The 22,311-nt window shown below is 39.9% G+C and carries 19 protein-coding genes and 1 rRNA gene (1 of these 20 only partly in view); 15 read left to right on the top strand and 5 right to left on the bottom strand.

Annotated features, from left to right (window positions below):
- The first annotated feature begins 53 nt into the window (after positions 1 to 53).
- The 9 genes from nrdR (at position 54) to ALFOR1_RS13050 (ending at position 9,123) form a co-directional block, all read left to right on the top strand.
- The gene (gene nrdR, locus ALFOR1_RS13090; protein ID WP_002961761.1) at positions 54 to 503 is read left to right on the top strand and encodes a transcriptional regulator NrdR; all 450 of its coding nucleotides are present in this window, start codon (positions 54 to 56) and stop codon (positions 501 to 503) included.
- A 2-nt stretch (positions 504 to 505) separates the two neighbouring features.
- On the top strand, positions 506 to 1,642 hold the full coding sequence (gene ribD, locus ALFOR1_RS13085; protein WP_104643214.1) for a bifunctional diaminohydroxyphosphoribosylaminopyrimidine deaminase/5-amino-6-(5-phosphoribosylamino)uracil reductase RibD: 1,137 nt from the start codon (positions 506 to 508) through the stop codon (positions 1,640 to 1,642).
- 16 nt (positions 1,643 to 1,658) lie between these two features.
- Entirely contained in the window at positions 1,659 to 2,312 is a 654-nt protein-coding gene (locus tag ALFOR1_RS13080) for a riboflavin synthase (RefSeq protein ID WP_058548012.1), read from the top strand.
- A 29-nt stretch (positions 2,313 to 2,341) separates the two neighbouring features.
- The gene (gene ribBA, locus ALFOR1_RS13075; protein ID WP_058548011.1) at positions 2,342 to 3,454 is read left to right on the top strand and encodes a bifunctional 3,4-dihydroxy-2-butanone-4-phosphate synthase/GTP cyclohydrolase II; all 1,113 of its coding nucleotides are present in this window, start codon (positions 2,342 to 2,344) and stop codon (positions 3,452 to 3,454) included.
- 101 nt (positions 3,455 to 3,555) lie between these two features.
- Positions 3,556 to 4,020 carry a 6,7-dimethyl-8-ribityllumazine synthase gene (ribH, locus tag ALFOR1_RS13070; RefSeq protein WP_058548010.1) on the top strand — a complete coding sequence of 155 codons (465 nt, stop codon included), beginning with the start codon at positions 3,556 to 3,558 and terminating at the stop codon, positions 4,018 to 4,020.
- A gap of 15 nt (positions 4,021 to 4,035) precedes the next feature.
- Positions 4,036 to 4,446 (top strand): transcription antitermination factor NusB, encoded by a 411-nt coding sequence (gene nusB / locus ALFOR1_RS13065; protein ID WP_104643213.1) that lies wholly within the window; start codon positions 4,036 to 4,038, stop codon positions 4,444 to 4,446.
- Between the two features lie 96 nt (positions 4,447 to 4,542).
- Positions 4,543 to 5,517, top strand: a complete 975-nt coding sequence (gene thiL, locus ALFOR1_RS13060) for a thiamine-phosphate kinase (protein WP_058548008.1) — start codon at positions 4,543 to 4,545, stop codon at positions 5,515 to 5,517.
- Positions 5,514 to 5,999: a phosphatidylglycerophosphatase A family protein gene (locus ALFOR1_RS13055; protein ID WP_104643212.1), complete on the top strand. Its 486-nt coding sequence runs from the start codon at positions 5,514 to 5,516 to the stop codon at positions 5,997 to 5,999. The genes thiL and ALFOR1_RS13055 overlap by 4 nt, the downstream gene beginning before the upstream one ends.
- 37 nt (positions 6,000 to 6,036) lie before the next feature.
- A complete protein-coding gene (locus ALFOR1_RS13050; RefSeq protein WP_104643211.1) occupies positions 6,037 to 9,123 on the top strand; it encodes a ligand-binding sensor domain-containing diguanylate cyclase in 3,087 nt (1,028 codons plus the stop codon).
- A 41-nt stretch (positions 9,124 to 9,164) separates the two neighbouring features.
- Here the strand turns inward: ALFOR1_RS13050 and ALFOR1_RS13045 are convergent, their stop codons facing one another.
- From ALFOR1_RS13045 to ALFOR1_RS13030, 4 genes are all read right to left on the bottom strand, one after another.
- Entirely contained in the window at positions 9,165 to 11,276 is a 2,112-nt protein-coding gene (locus tag ALFOR1_RS13045) for a hypothetical protein (protein WP_104643210.1), read from the bottom strand.
- Positions 11,277 to 11,476: 200 nt separating this feature from the next.
- Entirely contained in the window at positions 11,477 to 13,339 is a 1,863-nt protein-coding gene (dxs, locus tag ALFOR1_RS13040) for a 1-deoxy-D-xylulose-5-phosphate synthase (protein ID WP_104643209.1), read from the bottom strand.
- Positions 13,340 to 13,444: 105 nt separating this feature from the next.
- Positions 13,445 to 14,332, bottom strand: a complete 888-nt coding sequence (ispA, locus tag ALFOR1_RS13035; RefSeq protein WP_058548003.1) for a (2E,6E)-farnesyl diphosphate synthase — start codon at positions 14,330 to 14,332, stop codon at positions 13,445 to 13,447.
- Between the two features lie 2 nt (positions 14,333 to 14,334).
- Complete coding sequence (locus tag ALFOR1_RS13030) at positions 14,335 to 14,577, bottom strand: exodeoxyribonuclease VII small subunit (RefSeq protein WP_058548002.1); 243 nt, start codon at positions 14,575 to 14,577, stop codon at positions 14,335 to 14,337.
- A 308-nt stretch (positions 14,578 to 14,885) separates the two neighbouring features.
- Between ALFOR1_RS13030 and pomA the strand changes: the two genes are divergently transcribed.
- From pomA to ALFOR1_RS13010, 4 genes are all read left to right on the top strand, one after another.
- A complete protein-coding gene (pomA, locus tag ALFOR1_RS13025) occupies positions 14,886 to 15,653 on the top strand; it encodes a flagellar motor protein PomA (RefSeq protein ID WP_058548001.1) in 768 nt (255 codons plus the stop codon).
- Positions 15,654 to 15,655: 2 nt separating this feature from the next.
- Entirely contained in the window at positions 15,656 to 16,576 is a 921-nt protein-coding gene (locus ALFOR1_RS13020) for a flagellar motor protein MotB (RefSeq protein WP_002961733.1), read from the top strand.
- 212 nt (positions 16,577 to 16,788) lie between these two features.
- Positions 16,789 to 17,289 (top strand): hypothetical protein, encoded by a 501-nt coding sequence (locus ALFOR1_RS13015; RefSeq protein ID WP_058548000.1) that lies wholly within the window; start codon positions 16,789 to 16,791, stop codon positions 17,287 to 17,289.
- A 50-nt stretch (positions 17,290 to 17,339) separates the two neighbouring features.
- Complete coding sequence (locus ALFOR1_RS13010; protein ID WP_104643208.1) at positions 17,340 to 19,280, top strand: DNA topoisomerase III; 1,941 nt, start codon at positions 17,340 to 17,342, stop codon at positions 19,278 to 19,280.
- Positions 19,281 to 19,305: 25 nt separating this feature from the next.
- On the opposite strand, the gene ALFOR1_RS13005 is transcribed toward ALFOR1_RS13010, so the two are convergent.
- Entirely contained in the window at positions 19,306 to 20,616 is a 1,311-nt protein-coding gene (locus ALFOR1_RS13005; RefSeq protein WP_104643207.1) for a M20 metallopeptidase family protein, read from the bottom strand.
- Positions 20,617 to 20,729: 113 nt separating this feature from the next.
- On the opposite strand from ALFOR1_RS13005, the gene ALFOR1_RS13000 reads away from it, so the two are divergent.
- Complete coding sequence (locus ALFOR1_RS13000) at positions 20,730 to 21,587, top strand: tetratricopeptide repeat protein (RefSeq protein ID WP_104643206.1); 858 nt, start codon at positions 20,730 to 20,732, stop codon at positions 21,585 to 21,587.
- 614 nt (positions 21,588 to 22,201) lie between these two features.
- Positions 22,202 to 22,311, top strand: a 16S ribosomal RNA gene (locus ALFOR1_RS12995); it runs 1,426 nt beyond the window's last position.

Raw genomic sequence — 22,311 nt, 5'->3', positions numbered from 1 at the left:
TAAAAGGCCGCTATATAGCGGCCTTTTTTGTTTTAAAACGGAAGTACCGAGTTATGCATTGCCCATTTTGTACCGCAAAAGATACTAAAGTTATTGATTCTCGCCTAGTCGGTGGAGGCCACCAAGTTCGCCGTCGTCGTGAGTGCAACGATTGTCACGAGCGCTTTACTACATTTGAAGGGGCAGAGCTCGTTATGCCGCGCGTAATAAAACAAGACGGCAGCCGAGAACCATTTAACGAAGATAAGCTTCTAAATGGCCTTAACCGCGCCCTTGAAAAGCGCCCAGTGAGTACCGAACAAGTCGATGAAGTTGTTAATATTATTAAATCTCAATTGCGTGCTACTGGTGAGCGCGAGATATCAAGCCACTTAGTCGGTGAGTGCATTATGGAAGCGCTTAAAAAGCTCGATAAAGTAGCGTATGTAAGATTTGCCTCTGTGTATCGCTCGTTCGAAGATATACGCGAGTTTGGTGAAGAAATTGCCCGTTTAGGGGAGTAATAATGCAAAGCCAAATACCATTTACCGAACAAGATGAAATGTATATGGCGCGCGCCATAGAACTTGCCAAAAAAGGTCGGTTTACAACAACACCAAATCCTAATGTGGGATGTGTGTTAGTTAAAAACAACCAAATCATTGGTGAAGGTTTTCATCAGCTTGCAGGGCAGGGACACGCTGAGGTTAATGCGCTTGCAGTGGCTGGTGAGAAGGCAAAAGGCGCTACGGCTTATGTCACGCTTGAACCGTGCAGCCATTACGGACGCACTCCCCCGTGCGCTGAAGGTTTAAAAGCCGCAGGTGTAGTAAAAGTTATAGCTGCAATGGTTGATACCAACCCGCAAGTAGCTGGTAAAGGGCTTAAAATACTTAGCGATGCTGGTGTTGAAGTTGCATTTGGATTGTTAGAGCAACAAGCTCGTGCACTTAATTTAGGTTTTTTTAAGCGTATGGAGCAAGGCTTGCCTTACGTAACATGTAAAATGGCCGCAAGTATTGATGGTAAAACCGCACTTAAAAATGGCCAAAGTAAGTGGATCACAGGTTCTGTAGCACGCCAAGATGTGCAGCTGTATCGCGCTCAAAGCTGCGCAATTTTAACCGGTGCAGATACCGTACTTGTTGATGATGCAAAACTTAATGTACGCCAAAACGAATTGCCACAATCTTTACCTACAGATTTACCGCTTCGCCAACCTGTGCGTGTTATAATTGACTCGCAAAATAGATTAACACCTGAACTTGCCTTATTTAGTATTGAAAATGACGTAATAATTTTTACCACCAAGGTTGATAAATCAAAGCAGTGGCCGCATTTTGTAAGACATATAGAAGTAAGTGGGATTAACGCAAAGGTTAATTTAACTGAGGTTTTACAGCAGTTAGCTCAATTACAGATTAATAATGTATGGCTAGAAGCAGGTGCTACACTTGCTGGTAAAATGTCTGAACTTAATTTAATTGATGAATTTGTATTTTACTTAGCACCAAAATTAATGGGGTGTGATGCAAAAAGTTTAGTAAATTTTCCTGAATTGACGAGTATGCAAAATACAGTTGATTTAACATTTAATGAGTGTGTACGTATTGGCGACGACTTACGTATAACTGCAGTAAAAAAACTCATTAAAACCACTTAATAAAAAGAGTAGCACTATGTTTACTGGAATAATTGAAGCCACAGGCAAAATTGCCTTACTACAAAAAAAACAAGGCGACTTAGCTATTCGCATTCAAAGTGCTGATCTTGATATGAAAGATGTAAAACTTGGCGATAGCATTGCAACCAACGGTGTATGTTTAACTGTCGTAGATAAACATATAGATGGTTTTAGCGCTGATTTATCCAACGAAACAATTAGCCTTACAGGCTTTGCTCATTATGCTTTAGGGCAAACTGTAAATCTTGAAAAAGCGATGCAGCCAGTATCTCGCTTAGGTGGTCATTTAGTGTCAGGGCACGTAGATGGTATAGCAACAATTACTGCCATTACACCTAATGCCCGCGCAACAGAGTACTGGTTGAGCACCAATGAAAATTTAATGAAATACATCCCTTATAAAGGGTCTGTATGTATTGATGGCATAAGTCTGACAGTAAACGCTGTTGAAGGTAATAAATTTAAACTAACAATAGTACCGCATACTAGCGAGCAAACGACCATCGCTGATTTTAAAGTGGGGACGCAGGTTAATTTAGAAGTCGACCAAATTGCACGTTATTTAGAACGTCTAATTAAAGGCGCTGAGCAACCTACAGGCTCAGACATTTCAATGAGTTTACTAGCTAAAGCTGGTTTTATTAAATAACGACACTGATAACTTACACGAGCAAATTTATGAATTTACACAGCGCACAAGAAATCATCGACGACATTAAAGACGGAAAAATGGTTATTTTAATGGACGATGAAGATAGAGAAAACGAAGGCGATTTAATAATAGCTGCTGAGCATATTAGCGCAGAGGCGATTAACTTCATGGCTACTCATGGCCGTGGTCTAATTTGTTTAACCATGACTCAAGAGCGTTGTGAGCAACTTGATTTACCATTAATGGTTAAAAACAATGGCGCAGCGTTTTCTACTAACTTTACTATGTCGATTGAAGCATCTAAAGGTGTAACAACGGGCATATCTGCAGCAGATAGAGCGCGTACAGTTCAAGCTGCTATTGCAAAGGGGGCTGTACCAAGCGATATCGTACAACCTGGACATATTTTTCCTATTATGGCGCAACCTGGTGGCGTTTTAACACGTGCAGGGCATACCGAAGCTGGCTGTGATTTAGCTCGTTTAGCAGGGCTTGAAGCATCATCAGTTATTGTTGAAATACTTAATGCCGATGGCACGATGGCGCGCCGCCCAGATTTAGAAATATTTGCTAAAGAGCACGGTATTAAAATTGGCACTATTGCTGATTTAATCGAATACCGTAATTTAAACGAAACCACAATTGAACAAGTTGCTAAGTGTAAGTTACCGACTGAACACGGCGAGTTTGATTTAGTAACGTACAAAGACACTATCGACGGACAATTACATTACGTATTGTTAAAAGGCGAAATTAAAGAGCAAGAACCAACGCTTGTTCGCGTGCATTTACAAAGTACCTTTAACGACATTTTACTTTCAGACAGAAGTGCGGACCGTAGTTGGGGTCTTTCTGATGCGATGGCTTACATAGCGAAAAATGACGGTGCTCTGGTTATTTTAGGCAAGCAAGAAAGCACTGAAGAGCTAGAAGCAACAGTAAAAGCATTTGCCGCTGCTGATGCCGGTGAAAATGTAACACCTCGTAAATTTAAAGGTACATCGCGTACTGTCGGTGTTGGCTCGCAAATACTGGCTGACCTAGGTATTAAACAAATGCGCCTTATGAGCCGCCCTAAAAAGTATCATGCACTTTCGGGCTTTCATTTAGAAGTGGTTGATTACGTTGAGCCGCAATAAGCGGTTTGCTTTAAACTAGTCTATTTTTTTATTTTTATGGTATGATGCGCAGCAATTTTTGCGCAATCGCAACCGCTTGAACATATTTTTAGGGTTATCAAATGAAAATTATTGAAGGTAATAAGTACGCTCCAGGCAAAAAATTCGCTATCGTTATTTCTCGTTTTAACGACTTTATTGGTAGCAGCCTACTTGAAGGCGCTGTTGATGAGTTAAAACGTACCGGTGGTGTATCTGATGACGACATTACTGTTGTTTATGTACCTGGTGCAGTTGAACTACCTTTAGCGGCAAAACGCGTTGCAGCAAAAAAAGAGTATGATGCAATCATCGCATTAGGCGTAGTGATCAGAGGTGGTACACCACACTTTGACCTAGTTGCTGGCGAATCAAACAAAGGCCTTGCAAATGTATCGCTTGAGTATGATATCCCGGTTGCATTTGGCGTATTAACTACAGAAAGCATTGAACAAGCAATTGAACGCGCTGGTACCAAAATGGGTAACAAAGGCGGCGAAGCGGCATTAGGCGCGCTTGAAATGGTTAATGTGTTAGATAAAATTTAAGTTTAAGGAATTTTTGTGAAACCAGCAGCAAGACGTAAAGCACGTATCTTAGCACTTCAGGCCGTTTATTCTTGGCAATTAAGTGGCAATCTAATTGCCGATATCGAACAACAAATGTTGATCGAAAACGACGTGACTAAAATTGATGTTGAATACTTTAAAGATTTAGCTACCGGCGTTGCTGTTAACTACAAGCAATTAGACGAAGCTGTATCTCCACATTTAACACGTCCGTTTGATGATTTAGATATGGTTGAGCGTGCAATCTTACGTTTAAGCGCGTATGAGCTTAAATTCCGTGAAGATGTACCTTACAAAGTAGCAATCAATGAAGGCATTGAACTTGCTAAAATGCTTGGCGCAGAAGATAGCCATAAATTTGTAAACGGTGTACTTGATAAAGCTGTTAAGCATTTACGCAAGTAATACTAACGCACTTAAAGCGCGCCAATTTAATGAGTAGCGCTTTGTACGTTAGTACACGTTAAAAAGGAGAGCCGGCATAGGTCGGCTTTTTTGTGTATGAAGGAATTTGAATTAATAAACCGCTACTTTAAAGGTCGCGGGATCACCCGTCGTGACGTAAACCTTGGTATTGGCGACGACTGCGCTTTAGTAACCGTGCCGCAAAACTGCCAACTCGCTGTTACAACAGACACCCTCGTTGCAGGTGTACATTTTTTTGATGATATTTCCCCTCGCGCATTAGGCCACAGAGCACTTGCTGTTAATTTAAGTGATTTAGCAGCAATGGGTGCTGAGCCTACATGGGTATCAGTTGGGTTAACATTACCAAGTATTGACCAAAAGTGGATTGAAGAGTTTACTGAAGGTATGCACGAAATTGCAGAATACTTTAATGTACAAATTATAGGAGGCGACACCACGCAAGGGCCGCTAACTATTACTATTTGTGCAAAAGGGACAGTACCTGAAGGCACTGCACTTCGCCGTAGTGGCGCAAAAGTAGGTGATTGGATTTATGTAACTGGCCCATTAGGGGATGCTGGGCTTGCGATTGAATCACGTAAGCAAGGCATAAGTATTGAGCCAGAGCATTTAAAGTACTTAAATAAACGCTTTGACTTTCCAACACCACGCGTTGCAGCTGGACAAGTATTACGAGGCCTTGCTTCATCAGCTATTGATGTGTCAGATGGCTTACTAGCTGACTTAAGCCACATTCTCGATATGTCTCAAGTTAATGCGTCGGTTAATATACAAAGCATTCCTACATCAGATGCAATGCGGTCAAGTCTTGAGTTTAAACATCAATTACCGTTTATTCTTAATTACGGTGATGATTACGAACTATTGTTTACTGTACCCGATAGTAATAAAAGTATGCTAGAAATGAAGCTACGCCAATATGGTGTAGACGCAACATGCATTGGGCAAATTAAAAGTGGCGATGGCCAAATAGAGCTTTTACATAATGGTGAAAAGTTTGATTTTGAGCAACAAGGCTTTGAGCATTTTGCCAAGGAGCCAGTTTGACTTCCAAAAGACAGTTTAATTTAAAGCGCCCACATCAATTATTTGGTTTGGGTTTTGGTACTGGCCTTGCGCCAGTTGCACCTGGTACATTTGGTACTTTTGCAGCATTACCATTTATTTTTACAACCATGTACTTCCCGCTATGGCTACAAATTGTATTTGCAGTAGTAATTAGTATTTTTGGTATATGGGCATGTGGAAAAACCGTTGATGATTTAGGTGTACACGACCACCCTGCAATAGTGTGGGATGAAGTTGCAGGCTATTACATTACTATGATTGGGGCCGCGTTAAGCTGGCAAACATTATTAGTTGGTTTTTTATTGTTTCGCTTTTTTGATATAGCCAAACCGGGCCCAATTCGTATGCTAGACAAACGCGTTCACGGTGGTGTTGGTATTATGGCTGATGATATATTAGCGGGTATATTTTCGCTGGTATGTTTGCAAGCATTAATAAAAGCAGGTTTACTACCCTTTTAATTTTTATCTTCAATTTGTTTAACTAGGTGGCAGCAATATGATGCGATTTTTACTGGTTTGTGTACTGATGTTGTGCGCTATGCCAAGTTGGGCCTCAATTACTGATTATGTAGTTAAGCAATGGAATATAAAAGATGGGTTGCCCTCGCAATCACTAAAAAGTGTAGTGCAAGATCAACAAGGCTATATGTGGCTAGGCACTCAGTTTGGTTTAAGTCGATTTGATGGCACTACATTTACAAACTACAATACGCAAAATAGTCCTTTTTTACCTAGCAATGGTATTAATAAGCTTTTAGTCGATTCGAATGGTTTATTGTGGATTGGCACAAAAAGTGGTTTGGTTGTTATTAACCCGGCTACATTTGCAGCACAAGAATTTAATATTAAAGGCCCTGTAAGAGACATACTTGAAGACTCTAAAGGCAGCATATGGATAGCCGCCAATGGCTTGTATTACGTTGATAGAGGGCAAGTTGATTTACGTACTCAAGTAAATGGGCCTTTGCCTATTGTTAATGCAACCGTAATTACTCAAATAGTTGGCTCTGTAAGCAAAATGGCGCTTTCTCCTGAAGGTATTTGGCTGGTTAATGATCGCCACTTATTACGCCTAACTAAAAGCTCCTCTGATTTTTCTAAACTACGCTTAGAACTTACTGCGAAAATATCGCTACCAGAGCGGTTAGCACAAACGATTGTTCACGACCTTTCTTTTTTAAATGGAAATTTATACTTAGCTTCTGAGCTAGGGGCTTACTTTTTAGATTTAGATGACGAGTTACGACCATTTCCATTACCTAATACGAATAACTCTGCCGTTTATAAATTTATGAGTGATACCGATGGTGGCTTATGGATTTCGACTTATGGGCGCTTATTATTTAGAGACAAAACGGGTGAGTGGCAATGGGTAGAGCCAAGTCAGCTTGATCAAAGTATATGGTTTGCAGACATATTTAGAGATGACAAAAATAACGTGTGGCTTGCAAGCTTTAGTGAAGGTTTATGGCTTGCTCATGAAGGGCGTGTAGAAAGGCATTCTGCGGTATCGCAAATGACCGAATCGGTTATGGCTATAAGCCAAGCACCAGATGGAAAACTATGGGTGGCTAATAAAAGTGGCATTGGTTATTTTGATTTAGATAAAAGTTTTATTAATTTATTACCAAGTAGTAAGTACGGGCGCGCTTCCGTTCATGACTTACAATTTGATGGAGACCGTTTATACATAGCGACAGGGCGTGGGTTATTTGTTTTTGAAAACAATACTCTTTATACCGTACCTGGGCGTGCGCTTCGTGATAATCCGGTGTTTGCAATTAGTCGCTCGAGTAAGGGCGGATTTTGGATAGGCACAGGGCGTGGTTTGTATCGCTTAAATTATGCTGGCTTAACTCCTTTTGCTTATAACGCATTCTTAGGTAGTAAGTTTATTACCTATGTATTAGATAAAACAAATTTTGGTGTAATTGGTACAAGTAAAGGAGCATATTACTTTACTGACCGCGGTATCGAAAAAATAGGCGACCAAACCACACTCGAAAGCGCATACGTAACCAGCGTGCTGCATATTGATGGTGTAGGTATTTTAATTGGCTCGCTAAACGATGGCCTTTTTTATAGAAGTACGCAGGGCCAATGGAGACAACTTGATGCTGCCAATGGTTTACCGTATGGGTCTATATTTAGTTTAGAGTACGACGAAACCCTAAAGCATGTTTGGGTTAGTACAATGAAGGGCGTTTATAGAATGCCTGTTGATCAATTTAAAACAGATATTAAAAATTTAAAAGTTGAAGAGGTTATTTCATCTTTTGATCGCCAATTAGATGGCAAGGCTAATCAGTGTTGTAGTGGACTTGGTCACGATGCGGTGGCCGATACAGGAAGCTCTATTTGGTATCCTAGCTTGCAAGGTGTAGTAGAAATACCTAAAAATGTAGAGCTTTTTGGCCTGCTTGCAATAAAACCCAAAATAGAAACTATCACAACGCCGCTTCGTAATTTAACTACGGCTGCGCTTGGTAAAAAGCCATCACTTGAAACAGATGAGCGTGATATAACCCTTACTTATACCGCCATTGATTACTATGCTCCTAATAGTATTGAATTTAGATATAAGCTAACAGGCTTAGACAGTGATTGGCGTTATGCAAATACTCGCCGAGAAGCTATCTATACAAACTTACCGGCTGGCTCGTTTTTGTTTCAGTTAGAAGCTAAACGCCAAGGTGAGGATTGGACTAAAGCACAAGAAGCTGAATATGGCTTTACAGTGCCAGAGCGCTTTGATGAAACCATTTACTTTAGGCTGTTAATTACCAGTGGCTTTGTTTTATTAATTTACTTAGTATTTTGTGTGTTTAGAGCGCAAGAGCGCAGAAAGCAAGAAGTTCTCGAGGGGCTTATTACAGAGCGTACATTGGAGCTTCGTCAAGCTAACGATAAACTTGGGCAAGTAAACTCACAGCTCAAATTAGTTAGTCACTCAGATGAGCTTACAGGGCTTCGTAGTCGTCGCTTTTTGTTCGATCAGCTCCCTAAAGATATAGAGCACTTTCAGCGCAACTCGCAATCGCTACAAGCTCAGGGGAAATCGCTGGTGTTAGTGATTATTAACTTTGATAACTTTAGCCGTATAAACGATGCTTATGGTCCCATTGCGGGAGACAGTTGTTTACAGCAAATGGCGGCATTGTTAAACGCCCGTACTCAGGGCTCTGATTATGTAGCGCGTTGGAGTGGTGATGAGTTTTTATTATTACTACGTGATTTTAAGTGTAATAAAATAGACAGTTACGCATCTGACTTATGTAAATTTATAGCCAGTAATTCGTTTCAATTACCTAATGGTAAAACAACGAGCATTACGGCGTCGATTGGTTGGTCATTTTATCCATTACCGTTATTAGGCGGGCAGGTAATTAGCTGGGAAACCTCTATTAACTTGGCAGATATAGCGCTTCATCAAGTTAAAAAACGCGGTGGTGATGGCGTGGCTAATATTACTTTTGATGAGCAACTAGATGCATTTGAATTTGAACAAAACTCTAATGTTGATCAGCAATTAGGTATTTTACAAAGTAATGGCTTGGCAGATATAAAAGTGTGGATGCGATAATGCCCGACCAAGGTTATTGGTCAGGCATGGTAAGGTTAACTCTATTTGTTAAGCCAAGCTGGTAATATTGCAACCGACTCTGGGGCTGTAAATGCCGTACTGGTATCGGCGCTTATATCACCGCCTGAACTGCTTAAAATATTATTAAATCGCATAACCACGTTATTTGACTTCTCAGCTACGTATAAATCTGTTCCGGTATACATAATATCAACAGGGTTACCCAGTAGGGTATTTGGACCGCTAATAGTGGTACTTATGTTTACCAAGCCCGATGCCGTTGCTACGTTATTCAATACGTATATTTTGCCATCGTCAGCAACTGCTGCGCTACCAACATCAGAGAGTATTAGCGAGCTACTTAGCGAGTCGTAGTCGATGCCGTGTATGTTGCTTGGTGCTGCTAGTGCTGTGCCTGCATTTGCTGGCGTTATAAGCCTATCCTCAACTGCAATATTAGTACTACCAGCCATTAGTTTGCTTTTAACTTCGTCAAATACAGCAACGGTTCCATTTGTTAGTGCTACAAAAACTCGATCAGTGTTTACATCGTAATCAACATCCCAAGGGCGAGCATCATTTGCAAACGTAAGCGTCATTAATGGGCTTGCATCCCCTGTGGTGCAAGTTGAAAATATTGAAATACTTGGAGTATCTGCATTATTTTCTGCAACTAAAATCATACCGCTATCAGAAGCCACATCAAGACCTTTAGGAGATACAAGGCCTGTATTCGAACCAGTAATAATGCTGTCTTGGCTCGTATTATAAGTTTGCCCATCTCTGTTTATTGCCACTTTATTTGAAATAACAATACCGCCAATTGAGGTTGTACTGTTATCGAACGTTGTATAACTATTACCCGCTTTATCAAAAGTTACACTCTCGATGGTTTGACTCGCATTATAGTTGCCAATTTCTGTGTTAAGTTGTGAGCTTAATCGACTAATTTGCCCAGTTGTTTCACCTGCAGTGCCCGGATTACTACTTACAGCAACACCTAGCAGCGCCATATTAGCGGTATCACTATCTGAAATGTCAGCCATCTCATTTTGTATACCCAGTTTAGTAATTGACTCAGGTTTAATTGTTGAGGTAACTAAATCAGGAGTGATATCGCCGCTTTCACCTGAAAATATATTGCTGAACACAAGAACAGCATCATTTGATTTTTCAGCTACACGTAAGTCACTACCTTCAAGGCTAATATCAACTGGGTTACCAAGCATTGTTGCTGGACCGGCAATACTTCGTGCAACGCTTACTAAGCCCTCAGCAGTTGAAGCATTATTAATTACAAATAACGAACCATCGGTTGCGTCTGAGGCACTCCCTACATCAGACAAAACAAGTTTATTAGTATTTGAGTCATAAACAATGCCGTGAATATTTACAGAAATTTGCGTGCCATCATTATTACTAGGGGTAATTGTGCGGCTTGGCATTGCGGCAAATTCACCACCAACAAAATTATCGTAAACGGCTACATCACCATTTGTTAGTGCTACATAAAGGCGGTCGTTAGATTCATCATAATCAACATCCCACGGTGCCGCTTCTGTAATGGTTGTGCCTAAAGGGGCTGTATCGCCCGCGGCTGTAGCGCCAAAAGTCGTTACTTGCATAGCGCCAAAGTCAGCAATAAAAACAAGCCCACTCTTTTGTGCTACAGCTATTCCTTTAGGATTTACCAATGTTGTGTTAGTACCTGTTATTTCGCGATCTGTATTAGCTGTATAGGTTGCGCCGTCACTACGGTTTGCAAGCTGACATATAGTTTTAATACTGCCATTTTCGCTGTCGCTTGCTTGCAATAAATTACCTAAGCTATCAAATGCAACGCCTTCGTTAGCTGTTGTATTAAAGGTTTTTAGTTTAGAGGCGCTTTGGTTAATTACATCGATAGTGCCTGTATTGCTCTCGCCATTGTTTGCCAAAATAAATGTGGCTGATGCAAAGCCAGGGTTGCCATTTGTACCGTCGGACCCGTTTTGTCCATCGGTGCCTGCAATACCATCTACACCGTTTTCACCATCGTCTGAGCTACAGCCTGTAATGCCGATTAATACTGCAAGTGTTAAAGCTGAAAAACTAAGCGTGTGTTTAAGTGTGTTTTTTTGTGCTGAATGAGTTGTTAAATTAGCTTTATTCATCATTTCTACCTTTTAAATATTCCATCAAATGTAGGTAAATAACGCGCTTGCTCATAAGGCATAGACTAAGCGGAACCGATTATTTACATGTTAACCTCATATCAATAACGGCTATAAAATGAAACTGGATGCAAAAAAGTTAAAATTAAAAACAAAAAAAGGAGCCTTGAGGCTCCTTTTTAATAAACTAAGTAAATAGCTTAAGCAATAAACGACTTAATTGAACTTAAAATACCTTGCTCACCTAAGCCCATTTCATCATGCATTTGCGCTTGTGTACCGTGCTTAATAAATTCATCAGGAATACCTAAATTAAGTACGTGAATGCGGGCTTTAATACTTGCCAAGTATTCATTAACTGCGGAGCCTGCACCACCATAAATAGCATTATCCTCTAGGGTAACTATTACATCGTGGCTTTGAGCAAGCTCATTTAAAAGCGTTGTATCAAGCGGTTTAATAAAACGCATGTTAACAAGCGTTGCGTTTAATTCATTCGCTGCAAGTTGTGCGTTATCAAGCAATGTGCCAAATGACAAAATAGCAATTTTAGCACCTTGCTTAATTGTGTCTGCTTTACCTATTTCGATAAGCTGCATATCGCTTTGAATATCTGCAGTACCGGCACTTCCGCGAGGGTAGCGTACAGCTACAGGGCAATTTGCTTTATAACCGGTGTACAACATTTGGCGGCATTCGTTAGTATCGCTAGGGGCCATAATAACCATATTAGGTATACAGCGCATAAAGCTTAAGTCGTAAGCACCTTGGTGGGTTTCACCGTCAGCACCAACGATGCCTGCACGGTCAATTGCAAATAGCACCGGTAAGTTTTGTAGGGCTACATCGTGAATGAGCTGATCGTATGCACGCTGTAAAAAACTTGAGTAAATAGCAACAACAGGCTTTAAACCTTCACAGGCTAAGCCGGCGGCAAGTGTTACTGCGTGTTGCTCGGCTATAGCTACGTCAAAGTATTGCTCTGGGTGCTCTTTTGAAAAGCGCACCATGCCCGAGCCTTCGCGCATAGCAGGTGTTATTGCCATCAGCTTACTGTCTTGCTCTGCCATATCGCACAGCCAATCACCAAACACTTTTGAAAAGGTTGCTGCGCCAGGTTTAGATTTAGGTAAACATGATGTGCTTGGGTCGAACTTTGGTACGCCATGATAGCCAATAGGATCCGCTTCTGCTGGCTTATAACCTTTACCTTTTTGTGTTTTTATATGCAGTAATTGCGGGCCTTTTAAATTACGCATATTACGAAGCGTATCTACGAGCATGTTTACATCGTGCCCATCAATTGGGCCAATGTAATTAAGGCCTAATTCTTCAAAAAAAGTACCAGGTATAACCATACCTTTAAGGTGCTCTTCCATTCTGCTGGCAAGCTCTTTGACTGGCGGTACACCAGAGAGTAACTTTTTACTACCTTCACGAATATTAGTATAAAAGCTACCTGATAAAATACGTGCAAAGTGATTAGTAAGTGCACCTACGTTTTCAGAAATCGACATTTCGTTATCATTTAAAATAATAAGCATGTCTGACTTTACGTCACCTAAGTGGTTCATAGCTTCAAAGGCCATGCCCGCAGTAATAGCACCATCGCCAATAACTGCAACTGTTTTACGTCCTGCGCCTTCTTTTTTAGCTGCAATAGACATACCTAATGCCGCTGAAATAGAGGTACTTGAATGGCCCACACTAAAAGTATCGTATTCGCTTTCATCTCTAAACGGGAAAGGGTGCAGGCCATCTTTTTGACGAATGGTGTGCATTAAATCACGACGACCAGTTAATATTTTATGTGGGTAAGCTTGATGTCCTACATCCCATACAACGCGATCTTCTGGTGTGTTATAAACATAATGTAGTGCAACAGTTAGCTCAACTGTTCCTAAACCAGACGCTAAATGACCGCTACTTTGCGATACTGAGTTGAGTAAGTAATCGCGCAGCTCGTTGCTAAAAGCAGGAAGTTTATCTTGCGCTAAATCACGCAGCTGTGCTGGTTCGTCAACCAAATTAAGTAATGGATACTTGCTACTATCAAGTGTCATGGTTTTATATATATCCTTCGCTAACATTAATTAACACAAAGCGTTTATGAGTAATTAATGTTGAGTAATAATGTCAGTGCTAATTGCAATACGCTAAAGCGGTTATTAGTGGTCACGCTCAATAAGGTAATTTGCTAGCGACGCAAGATGTGTTGTGTCGGCATCTATTTTTGCAAGCGCTTCATGTGCTTGTTGTATTAAGTTTTGCGCCTTTTCTTTAGCGCCTAGCATACCTAATAACGCCGGATATGTCGCTTTATTCGCGGCGATATCTGACCCTTGTGGCTTACCTAAAATAATAGTATCGCCTTCAACATCTAAAATATCGTCGTGTACTTGAAATGCCAGCCCTATAGCATACCCAAAAATGCTTAAGTTTTCTAAAGTTTGTTTGTCTGCATTTTCGCTACACAATGCACCAAGTGTAATCGCACAATTAATGAGCGCACCCGTTTTTAGTTTATGTATACGTTCAAGCTCTTGAACGGTAACTGCTTTATCTGTTGCTGCAATATCTAAAGATTGTCCGCCCACCATGCCCTCAAGGCCAGATGCTTTAGCTAGTTGAGCAATCATTTTTATCTGTGTTTGCGAAGAGCATGTAAATTCATGGCTTGCTATTAACTCAAAGGCGAGGGTTTGTAGTGCATCACCAGCTAAAATTGCGTGCGCTTCGCCAAACTCAATATGGCAAGTAGGGCGACCACGACGTAAATCGTCATCATCCATCGCAGGTAAATCATCATGAACAAGTGAGTAGCTATGAATACATTCAATAGCGCCTGCCAATATGTCCAAATCTTGCTTTTTAGCACCGAGCATTTCGCCTGTGGCGTACACTAAAAATGGGCGTAGTCTTTTGCCACCATTAAATAACCCATACTCTGTGGCACTTTTTATTGTTTGCTCTGTATCGAGAGGTTGGTCAAAATGTTGTTGTAAAGTAGCTACTACATCTTTTTGAGCACATTCAATATAATCTTTAATGCTCACAACTATTCCATATCGTTATCAAAGTTTGTAAGTGCTGACTTTTCGCTGTTACCCATCAAAATTGATACTTTTTGCTCTGCTTGCTGTAATTTTCCTGATGAAGCACTCGCTAATGCAATTCCACGTTCAAATTGTTTAAGCGATTGCTCAAGCGACAAATCACCTTGTTCCATATCACTAACAATTGTCGATAATTCTTCTAGTGCTTGTTCGAAACTTAAGTTTTCAGGTTTTTTAGTCGCCATCTTTATTTCAGCTTACATAATAAATTTAGGGGTCAATTTTAGGGGGAATGCTAAACTAGGTCAAAGGATGATATTGGTTTTTTACCTTTATGGCGTTAAATTATATTTAATTGCATTGATAAAGGCTTAATAGCACTCTTAATGGTTAATAAATTAGGTTGCACATATAACTTGATCTAAAATAGTGCTAAAGGCTGCTTTTTATGTTTATTTATAAAAATGGCTTAAGCAATTCAGTATGTTGCCGATAAGCAGATAATAATAAAAGTTTATAATAAGGCACTGAACATGAAACCTCTGGAGGAAATGTGGATTTAGCAACCATAATCGGGATCCTAGGCGCAATTGGCTTAATTGTCATGTCTATGTTTATGAGTAGTAGCGGTGAAATGGCTATGTTTGCCGATGCTCCTTCAAGTGTCATTGTTTTTGGCGGCTCACTGTTTATTGTTTTATCAAACTTCACCATGTCACAATTTTTAGGCATAGGTAAAGTAGTTGGTAAGGCATTCATGTTTAAAATAGAATCCCCTGAAGAGCTAATAGAAAAAGCAGTAGAACTTGCTGATTCAGCACGTAAAGGTGGTTTTTTAGCCCTTGAAGAAGCCGAAATTCCCAATCCATTTATGCGCAAAGGCGTAGATATGCTTGTTGATGGGCATGATGCTGATGTTGTGCGTGCAACACTTCAAAAAGATATTTCTTTAACCACTACCCGTCATGAAATGGGCGCGGGTTTATTTAAGTCACTTGCTGATATAGCACCTGCTATGGGCATGATTGGTACACTCATTGGCTTGGTTGCAATGTTATCTAACATGGACGACCCTAAAGCAATTGGACCCGCAATGGCTGTAGCACTATTAACTACTTTATATGGTGCGTTTTTAGCAAACGTTGTAGCAATTCCAATTCAGGTAAAACTCGAACTACGTAAAGACGAAGAAGCAATGAACCAACGTTTAATTTTGGATGCAATTTTAGGTATCCAAGATGGTCAAAACCCAAAAGTAATTGAAGGTATTTTGAAAAACTACTTAGCTGAATCTAAACGTAAAGTAGATACCGAGGAGTAATCATGTCTGATCAAGAGTGCAAATGCCCACCACCAGGTTTACCTGCTTGGATGGGAACTTTTGCCGATTTAATGTCATTATTAATGTGCTTCTTTGTACTCTTGCTTGCGTTTTCAGAAATGGATGTACTTAAATTTAAACAAATAGCAGGCTCGATGAAGTTTGCATTTGGTGTGCAAAATAAAATAGAAGTAAAAGATATCCCCAAAGGCACGTCTGTTATTGCCATGGAATTTACCCCAGGTAAACCAGAGCCAACCCCTATAGAAACCATTCAACAACAAACTGTAGAAATGACCCAGCAAATGCTTGAGTTTCAAGCAGGTGATGAAAGCTCAGCCGGTGGTAGGCAAGAGCAGCGAGGAGATAAACGCGGAGGGGAGTCGCGTAGCACTTCGCAAGAACAATCGTCAGAGCAAGCAACTTCAGCGGCCGATCAAGAGCAAACAAATGAGTTAGTTAAGAAAATAGCGCAACAACTCGAAAAGCAAATTATAGATGGTGCAATAGAGCTTGAATCTTTAGGGCAGCAAATTATTATTCGTATTCGTGAAAATGGCTCATTTCCCTCAGGGAGTGCATTTTTACAACCTAAGTTTAAACCTATCATTCAAGATATTGGTGTGCTGTTAAAAGATGTACCTGGCGAAATTACTGTTTCGGGACATACCGACGATTTTCAGGTTTCAAATGAGTTATATATTAATAATTGGGACTTATCGTCAAAGCGTGCTGTAGCAGTCGCAAGCGAGCTGCAAACAGTGCAAGGGTTTGATAAAAACCGGATGATGGTAGTAGGGCGTGCCGATACTCGCCCACTTGTTCCAAACGATTCAAATGAAGATCGCCGAAGAAACCGTCGAGTAGAAATATCAATCTTGCAAGGTAAGGCTAAAGAGTCTGATCCTATTGATGTGCGATAAGTTATTGCTTTGTGTTATATCTCATTATGTTTGTTTTAATTTAAGGTACTTAATTGCCTAAGTATCTTGGCAATTTCATCATTTTAGCTTACAGTACATTTCCTTAACATATGTAATGGAGTGCCTGTGAAAATAATCAATAAATATTGCGACATGCCGGGTAATGGTGATGGTACTGATGACGATACAAAAACAAAATAGGGCAGAGTATTTTGCCTGAATGGTTTTTGTATATTGTCAGTATTTTAAGTAAAAGCTGGGTTTTAATGCTAAGCCCGGCTATTTTTATATTTTTTGTATTTAAAGATCGACTAGCCTTTCGATTTGTACTACTTACCGCAGCTTTTTTCCTCTTTGGTAACCTAACTGCTTCAAGCCTAAGAGCGTTTGATGACATTTATATTTATCGTTATTTAGTTTGGGCGCTCACAGATATTATTTGGATGGCACTTATAGCCTACTGGGGTATAAAGGATAAAGTTTATTTATGGCAATGTGTTATTGGACAACTAGTTGTTATTGGCGCACCTATATTACAACTATTCCGATTAGTTGATCGCCACTTGTGGGATTTAGCTTACAGTACCGTTATTTATCAGACCCTAATGCCATTTATCAATATTGCCACGGTGGTTGTATGCTATTTACCTTTAATTATCCTTTTCACTAAGCAAGGCAGTGTAAGGTCAAAAAGAGAAAACTCCTCACCTTAAAATAGTTGTGCTAAACTACTGTTTATATAAACAGTTAGTGAGCGGCTCCCATGAAACTCTACATTGCAGAAAAACCATCACTAGGCAGAGCAATTGCTGATGCCTTACCAAAACCACATAAAAAACACGATGGGTATATAGAAGTAGCTAATGGTGATTGTGTCTCGTGGTGTATAGGGCACTTACTTGAGCAAGCAGAGCCCGATGACTACGATGAGCGCTTCAAAAAATGGCAATTTGAACACCTTCCTATTGTGCCTGAGCAGTGGCAGTTAAAGGCTAAAACGAAAACTCGCAAGCAATTAACTATTTTAAAAAAGTTAATTAAACAAGCATCATTGTTAGTTCATGCTGGTGATCCCGACCGCGAGGGTCAACTTTTGGTCGATGAGGTAATAGAGCAAGCCAAAATAAGCAAAACTAAAAAGCAAAGTATTCAGCGTTTACTAATAAGCGATTTAAACTTAGCAGCTGTTAAAAAAGCACTTAGTAGTATGCGCTCTAATCGCGAATTTATCCCACTTAGTGTATCAGCGCTTGCACGTTCACGAGCGGATTGGCTTTTTGGTATGAACCTTACTCGGGCCTATACTTTAGCAGGGCAAAAAGCTGGTTTTGGTAATGTGCTATCAGTTGGGCGCGTTCAAACTCCTATTTTAGGTTTAGTGGTTAACCGCGATAACGAAATAGCTAATTTTGTATCAAAACCATTTTATGAAGTGTTGGCGCATTTAGTTACTCCAAAGCAGCAGTTATTTACAGCTAAGTGGGTGCCGAGTAAAGCTTGCGAGCCTTATCAAGATGAAGAAGGGCGGGTATTAAATAAAGCACTCGCCGAAAATGTAGCTTCGCGTATAACTAATCAAAAAGGAGAGGTAACAGCACTTGAACAAAAACAAAAAAAACAAAGTGCACCTTTACCTTATAATTTATCTTCACTTCAAATAGATGCTGCAAAGGCATTTGGTATGGCTGCTCAGCAGGTGCTTGATATTTGCCAAACACTTTATGAGCGCCATAAATTAATCACCTACCCTCGTTCAGATAATCGTTATTTACCTAAAGAACATCATTTAGATGCGCCTTCCATTTTAAAAGCAATTGCAGCAAATGGCGGTCAAAAAACTGAGTTTGTGAATGGGGCTGATGCTAAAAAATGCAGTAAATGCTTTAATGATTCAAAAGTTGCTGCACACCATGCAATTGTGCCCACAGCAAAGCAATTAAAAACTGCAAACTTAGCCACTAATGAAGCAAAAGTGTATCAGCTCATTTGTAGGCATTATTTGGTTCAGTTCTACCCAGACTACATTTACAACGAAACTAAAACTGAGATAACAATTGCTGGTGGTTTATTTAAAGCCAATGCCAAGCAAGACGTAAATTTGGGTTTTAAGGTACTAATGGGTAAAGGCGAGCTAAAAGATGAAGCAACTTTACCTCATTTAGCTAAAGGGATGGCGCTTAATTGCACTAAAGGTGAGGTTGTTGAAAAGCATACTACACCTCCATTATATTTTACTGATGCAACATTGTTGGCTGCGATGACGGGCATTAGCCGTTACGTTAAAGATCCACAAATTAAAAAAGTATTAAAAGAGACCGATGGTTTAGGTACTGAGGCTACTCGCGCAGGTATTATTGAATTGTTATTTAGACGTCGCTTTTTAAAGCGTGAAGGTAAAGCAATTAAAGCAACCGAAACCGGTTTGGCACTTATTAGTGTTTTACCACAAGGCTTAGCAAGTCCCGATTTAACGGCTAAATGGGAGTCGAGCTTAGGGGATATAGCGCAACAAGCAATGAGTTATCAGCAGTTTTTACAGCCATTACTGGCAGAGCTTGAAAGCTTTGTACAACAGGCGGCTAATTGCGATAACCATGTATTTTCAAAGCTACCTAAAACATCTCCTAAAAAACGCTTTGCTAAGCAAGGCAAAAAAGCGCCATATAAAAAATCAAATTATAAAAAGAGCTCCGCAACTACTTAATAACTGAGCTCTTTAGTACTGCTTATTAATTATTAAATAAAGCGACTGCAGCGTTACTCATAGCTTTTATACCTGTAGGTAGTGCTACTTTATAATCAGGTGCAAATTTACTTGAATGTAATGAAGGGAGTGTTTCGTTATTTTTCATCGCTTTTGCATATTGTTGTTGGTTAACTCCGCCTAACCAAAATAGAGTAATAGGGACGCTTTCATCCGTTCTGCCGTATAATCCAAAATCTTCACCCGCCATAACCGCTTTTGTTTCAAGTACATTAGTTGCGCCAATTGCATCAGCAATAGCACTTCTAACTATATTTGTTTGCTCTGGGTTATTGTAAGTGGATGGAATTGACTCATCTTCGTGAACATAAACAACAGGATATAGTGGCTCTTCAAGCCCTGCGCTTTGTGCAATACCTGCTGTTATACGTTTAATTGCTGCTATTTGAGCTGTACGTACGTCAGGATTGTAACTTCTTAAAGTAAGTTGTAGTTTTACTTCATCTGAAATTACATTATGTTTTGAGCCACCATGAATAGAGCCCACAGTTATAACCGAAGGTTCAAGTGGAGAAAGCTCACGGCTCGTGATTGTTTGAAGTGCTAATACAGTGCGTGCAGCAATAACAACAGGATCAACAGTGGTATGCGGGTAAGCGCCGTGGCCTCCTTTTCCTTTTATAGCAATATCTACCGAATCAACACTTGCCATAGTATATTCATTTTTCATTGATACCTTACCAGCAGGTACGCTGGCACTTACATGTAATGCAATAACGTGGTCGGGTTTCGCGTATTTACTAAATAAGCCTTCATTTAGCATTGCTTTTGCGCCACCGCCTACTTCTTCTGCAGGTTGAGCAACCATCATTAGCGTGCCCTGCCATTTATTTTTATGTGCAATAAGTTGCTCGGCAGTGCCAATAAATGAGCTCATATGTATATCGTGACCACAGCCATGCATTACACCTACATTAGCACCGTGCTCATCTATAACTTTTACTTTAGACGCATACGCTTTGCCAGTTTGCTCAACAATAGGTAAGCCATCTGTATCAGTGCGGATCATAATGGTAGGTCCGTTACCATTTTTATAAATTCCAACTACACCAAAGCCACCTACGTTATCGGTTACATCAAAACCAAGCTTAGATAACTGAGAAGCTATTTTTTTTCCTGTTTCTTCTTCATGGTAAGAAAGCTCAGGAGATTGATGTAAATCGAGGTAAAACTTTTCTATGGCTGGCATCGTTTTCGTTAAGTTTAAATCAAGTGGTTGTGCGTATAGCAGTGGACTAGCTAATAAAAGTGCTGCACTTAAATAGGTAAATTTCATAGTTTCCCTCGTTGTTTAATATCTATACCAAGTGATTTATAGGTATATGACTTGTAATTATTATGTTCACCACCATATAAAAACCTAAATAAATGAATATGGCAATAAATTCAATGAGCAACATAGTTAGTATCAACGCACAAAACTTACAGCAAGTACTTGGTGAAACATCACAGCAAAAGCTGGTGTTATTAAACTTCTACTCTCCGCAGAGTCCAGAATGCATTAGCCAATTATCAATACTGGATAAATTAGCGGGTGAATATACTGACTATATTGTAGTAGCAAACCTTGATTGTGATGCAGAGCAAGCACTGGCCTCTCAGTTAGCGCAACAAGTAGGGTTACAAACATTACCTACACTTGTGCTATTAAAAGACTCTGCACCTGTTGATTTGTTAGCGGGAGCGCAAACCGAAAACCAAGTAAGAGAATCACTAGGTAAGCATCTACCCGCTCAGCAGGATTTATTATTAGAGCAAGCTAAGCAAGCTTTATTAAAGTCAGATCTAAATGCTGCATTTAATTACGCAAAGCAGGCGTATGAAATTGATAATAAGAATGCACGCATAAAATTGGTGCTTGCTGATATATGTATTCAAATTCATAAATTAGATGATGCCAAAGCATTGGTTGATACAATTGATGCACAGGAGCAAGATGCATACTTTCATAACATAAAAGCCAAATGCGAAGCTGCTTTAGAGGCAACCGACTCACCAGAGATTAAAGAAAAGCAATCTCAGGTTGAGAAATACCCCAACGACTTAGAGCTGAAAATAGAATTGAGTAACTTACTTAATGACGCAGGTCGTAAAGAAGAAGCACTCGAAACATTATTTACTGTCCTTAAAAAGGATTTGAACTTTAATGATGCAAAACCAAATTTTTTAGCAATTATAGCTTCTCTTCCTGATGGCGACGCATTAGCAGCTAAATACCGCAGAAAGCTCTATAGTATTTTATATTAATACCTAAGTGCCGCAGGAAATTATAAAGCACCTATATAGGTGCTTTATACGTTTTAAGGGCATTTATAAATATTAATGTTAGCTGTAGACATGTTTTTAGTATGTTTATCGTACTATTTCGGGGGGTCTTGATTGCATATTGAGCGAACAGTGTTTTATTTAAAGTTATATCAATAAAACGCTTGCGTAAAAATCTGTTCTCCCTATAATGCGACCCCACTGAGACGGCAGAGCAGGCAACGCTTAGCGAGGCAAGCAAACCACTTAGTGAGTCGAGTAAAACTTAGTTCTGAAAACTTTCAAGTTTAACAAAATTAAGTGTTGACAAAAAAATAGGAAAGCGTAATATGCGCAGCCCTAGCGAGATAAAGTTTAACGCTTTAATCGCAACGTTCTTTAACAATATAAAGCAATCATCTGTGTGGGCACTCGTGCAGATTGAGTTCTAACAGCCAACCTACTTCGGTAGCGAGGCAAACAAATTAGAGTCTCAATTGAAACTGAGTGACCAACAGAATAATTACTTAGGTAGTTATTCAGCACAGTCAATTCAATATCGAAAGATATTAAATAAATTAAGAATTCATTGAGCTGTCGAAAGACATAAAACTTTTTAATTGAAGAGTTTGATCATGGCTCAGATTGAACGCTGGCGGCAGGCCTAACACATGCAAGTCGAGCGGTAACAGAAAGTAGCTTGCTACTTTGCTGACGAGCGGCGGAC

Source organism: Pseudoalteromonas carrageenovora IAM 12662 (genome assembly GCF_900239935.1).
In the GTDB taxonomy this organism is placed as follows: Bacteria; Pseudomonadota; Gammaproteobacteria; order Enterobacterales; family Alteromonadaceae; genus Pseudoalteromonas; species Pseudoalteromonas carrageenovora.
Note: the sequence above shows the minus strand (reverse complement) of the source record. Positions and strands in the feature narration are given on the sequence as shown.

Excerpts from the sequence above, each read along its gene's own strand:
- nrdR (WP_002961761.1), top strand. The coding sequence starts at position 54 with ATGCATTGCCCATTTTGTACCGCAAAAGATACTAAAGTTATTGATTCT.
- ribD (WP_104643214.1), top strand. The coding sequence starts at position 506 with ATGCAAAGCCAAATACCATTTACCGAACAAGATGAAATGTATATGGCG.
- ALFOR1_RS13080 (WP_058548012.1), top strand. The coding sequence starts at position 1,659 with ATGTTTACTGGAATAATTGAAGCCACAGGCAAAATTGCCTTACTACAA.
- ribBA (WP_058548011.1), top strand. The coding sequence starts at position 2,342 with ATGAATTTACACAGCGCACAAGAAATCATCGACGACATTAAAGACGGA.
- ribH (WP_058548010.1), top strand. The coding sequence starts at position 3,556 with ATGAAAATTATTGAAGGTAATAAGTACGCTCCAGGCAAAAAATTCGCT.
- thiL (WP_058548008.1), top strand. The coding sequence starts at position 4,543 with ATGAAGGAATTTGAATTAATAAACCGCTACTTTAAAGGTCGCGGGATC.
- ALFOR1_RS13050 (WP_104643211.1), top strand. The coding sequence starts at position 6,037 with ATGATGCGATTTTTACTGGTTTGTGTACTGATGTTGTGCGCTATGCCA.
- ALFOR1_RS13045 (WP_104643210.1), bottom strand. The coding sequence starts at position 11,276 with ATGAATAAAGCTAATTTAACAACTCATTCAGCACAAAAAAACACACTT.
- dxs (WP_104643209.1), bottom strand. The coding sequence starts at position 13,339 with ATGACACTTGATAGTAGCAAGTATCCATTACTTAATTTGGTTGACGAA.
- ALFOR1_RS13030 (WP_058548002.1), bottom strand. The coding sequence starts at position 14,577 with ATGGCGACTAAAAAACCTGAAAACTTAAGTTTCGAACAAGCACTAGAA.
- ALFOR1_RS13020 (WP_002961733.1), top strand. The coding sequence starts at position 15,656 with ATGTCTGATCAAGAGTGCAAATGCCCACCACCAGGTTTACCTGCTTGG.
- ALFOR1_RS13010 (WP_104643208.1), top strand. The coding sequence starts at position 17,340 with ATGAAACTCTACATTGCAGAAAAACCATCACTAGGCAGAGCAATTGCT.
- ALFOR1_RS13005 (WP_104643207.1), bottom strand. The coding sequence starts at position 20,616 with ATGAAATTTACCTATTTAAGTGCAGCACTTTTATTAGCTAGTCCACTG.
- ALFOR1_RS13000 (WP_104643206.1), top strand. The coding sequence starts at position 20,730 with ATGAGCAACATAGTTAGTATCAACGCACAAAACTTACAGCAAGTACTT.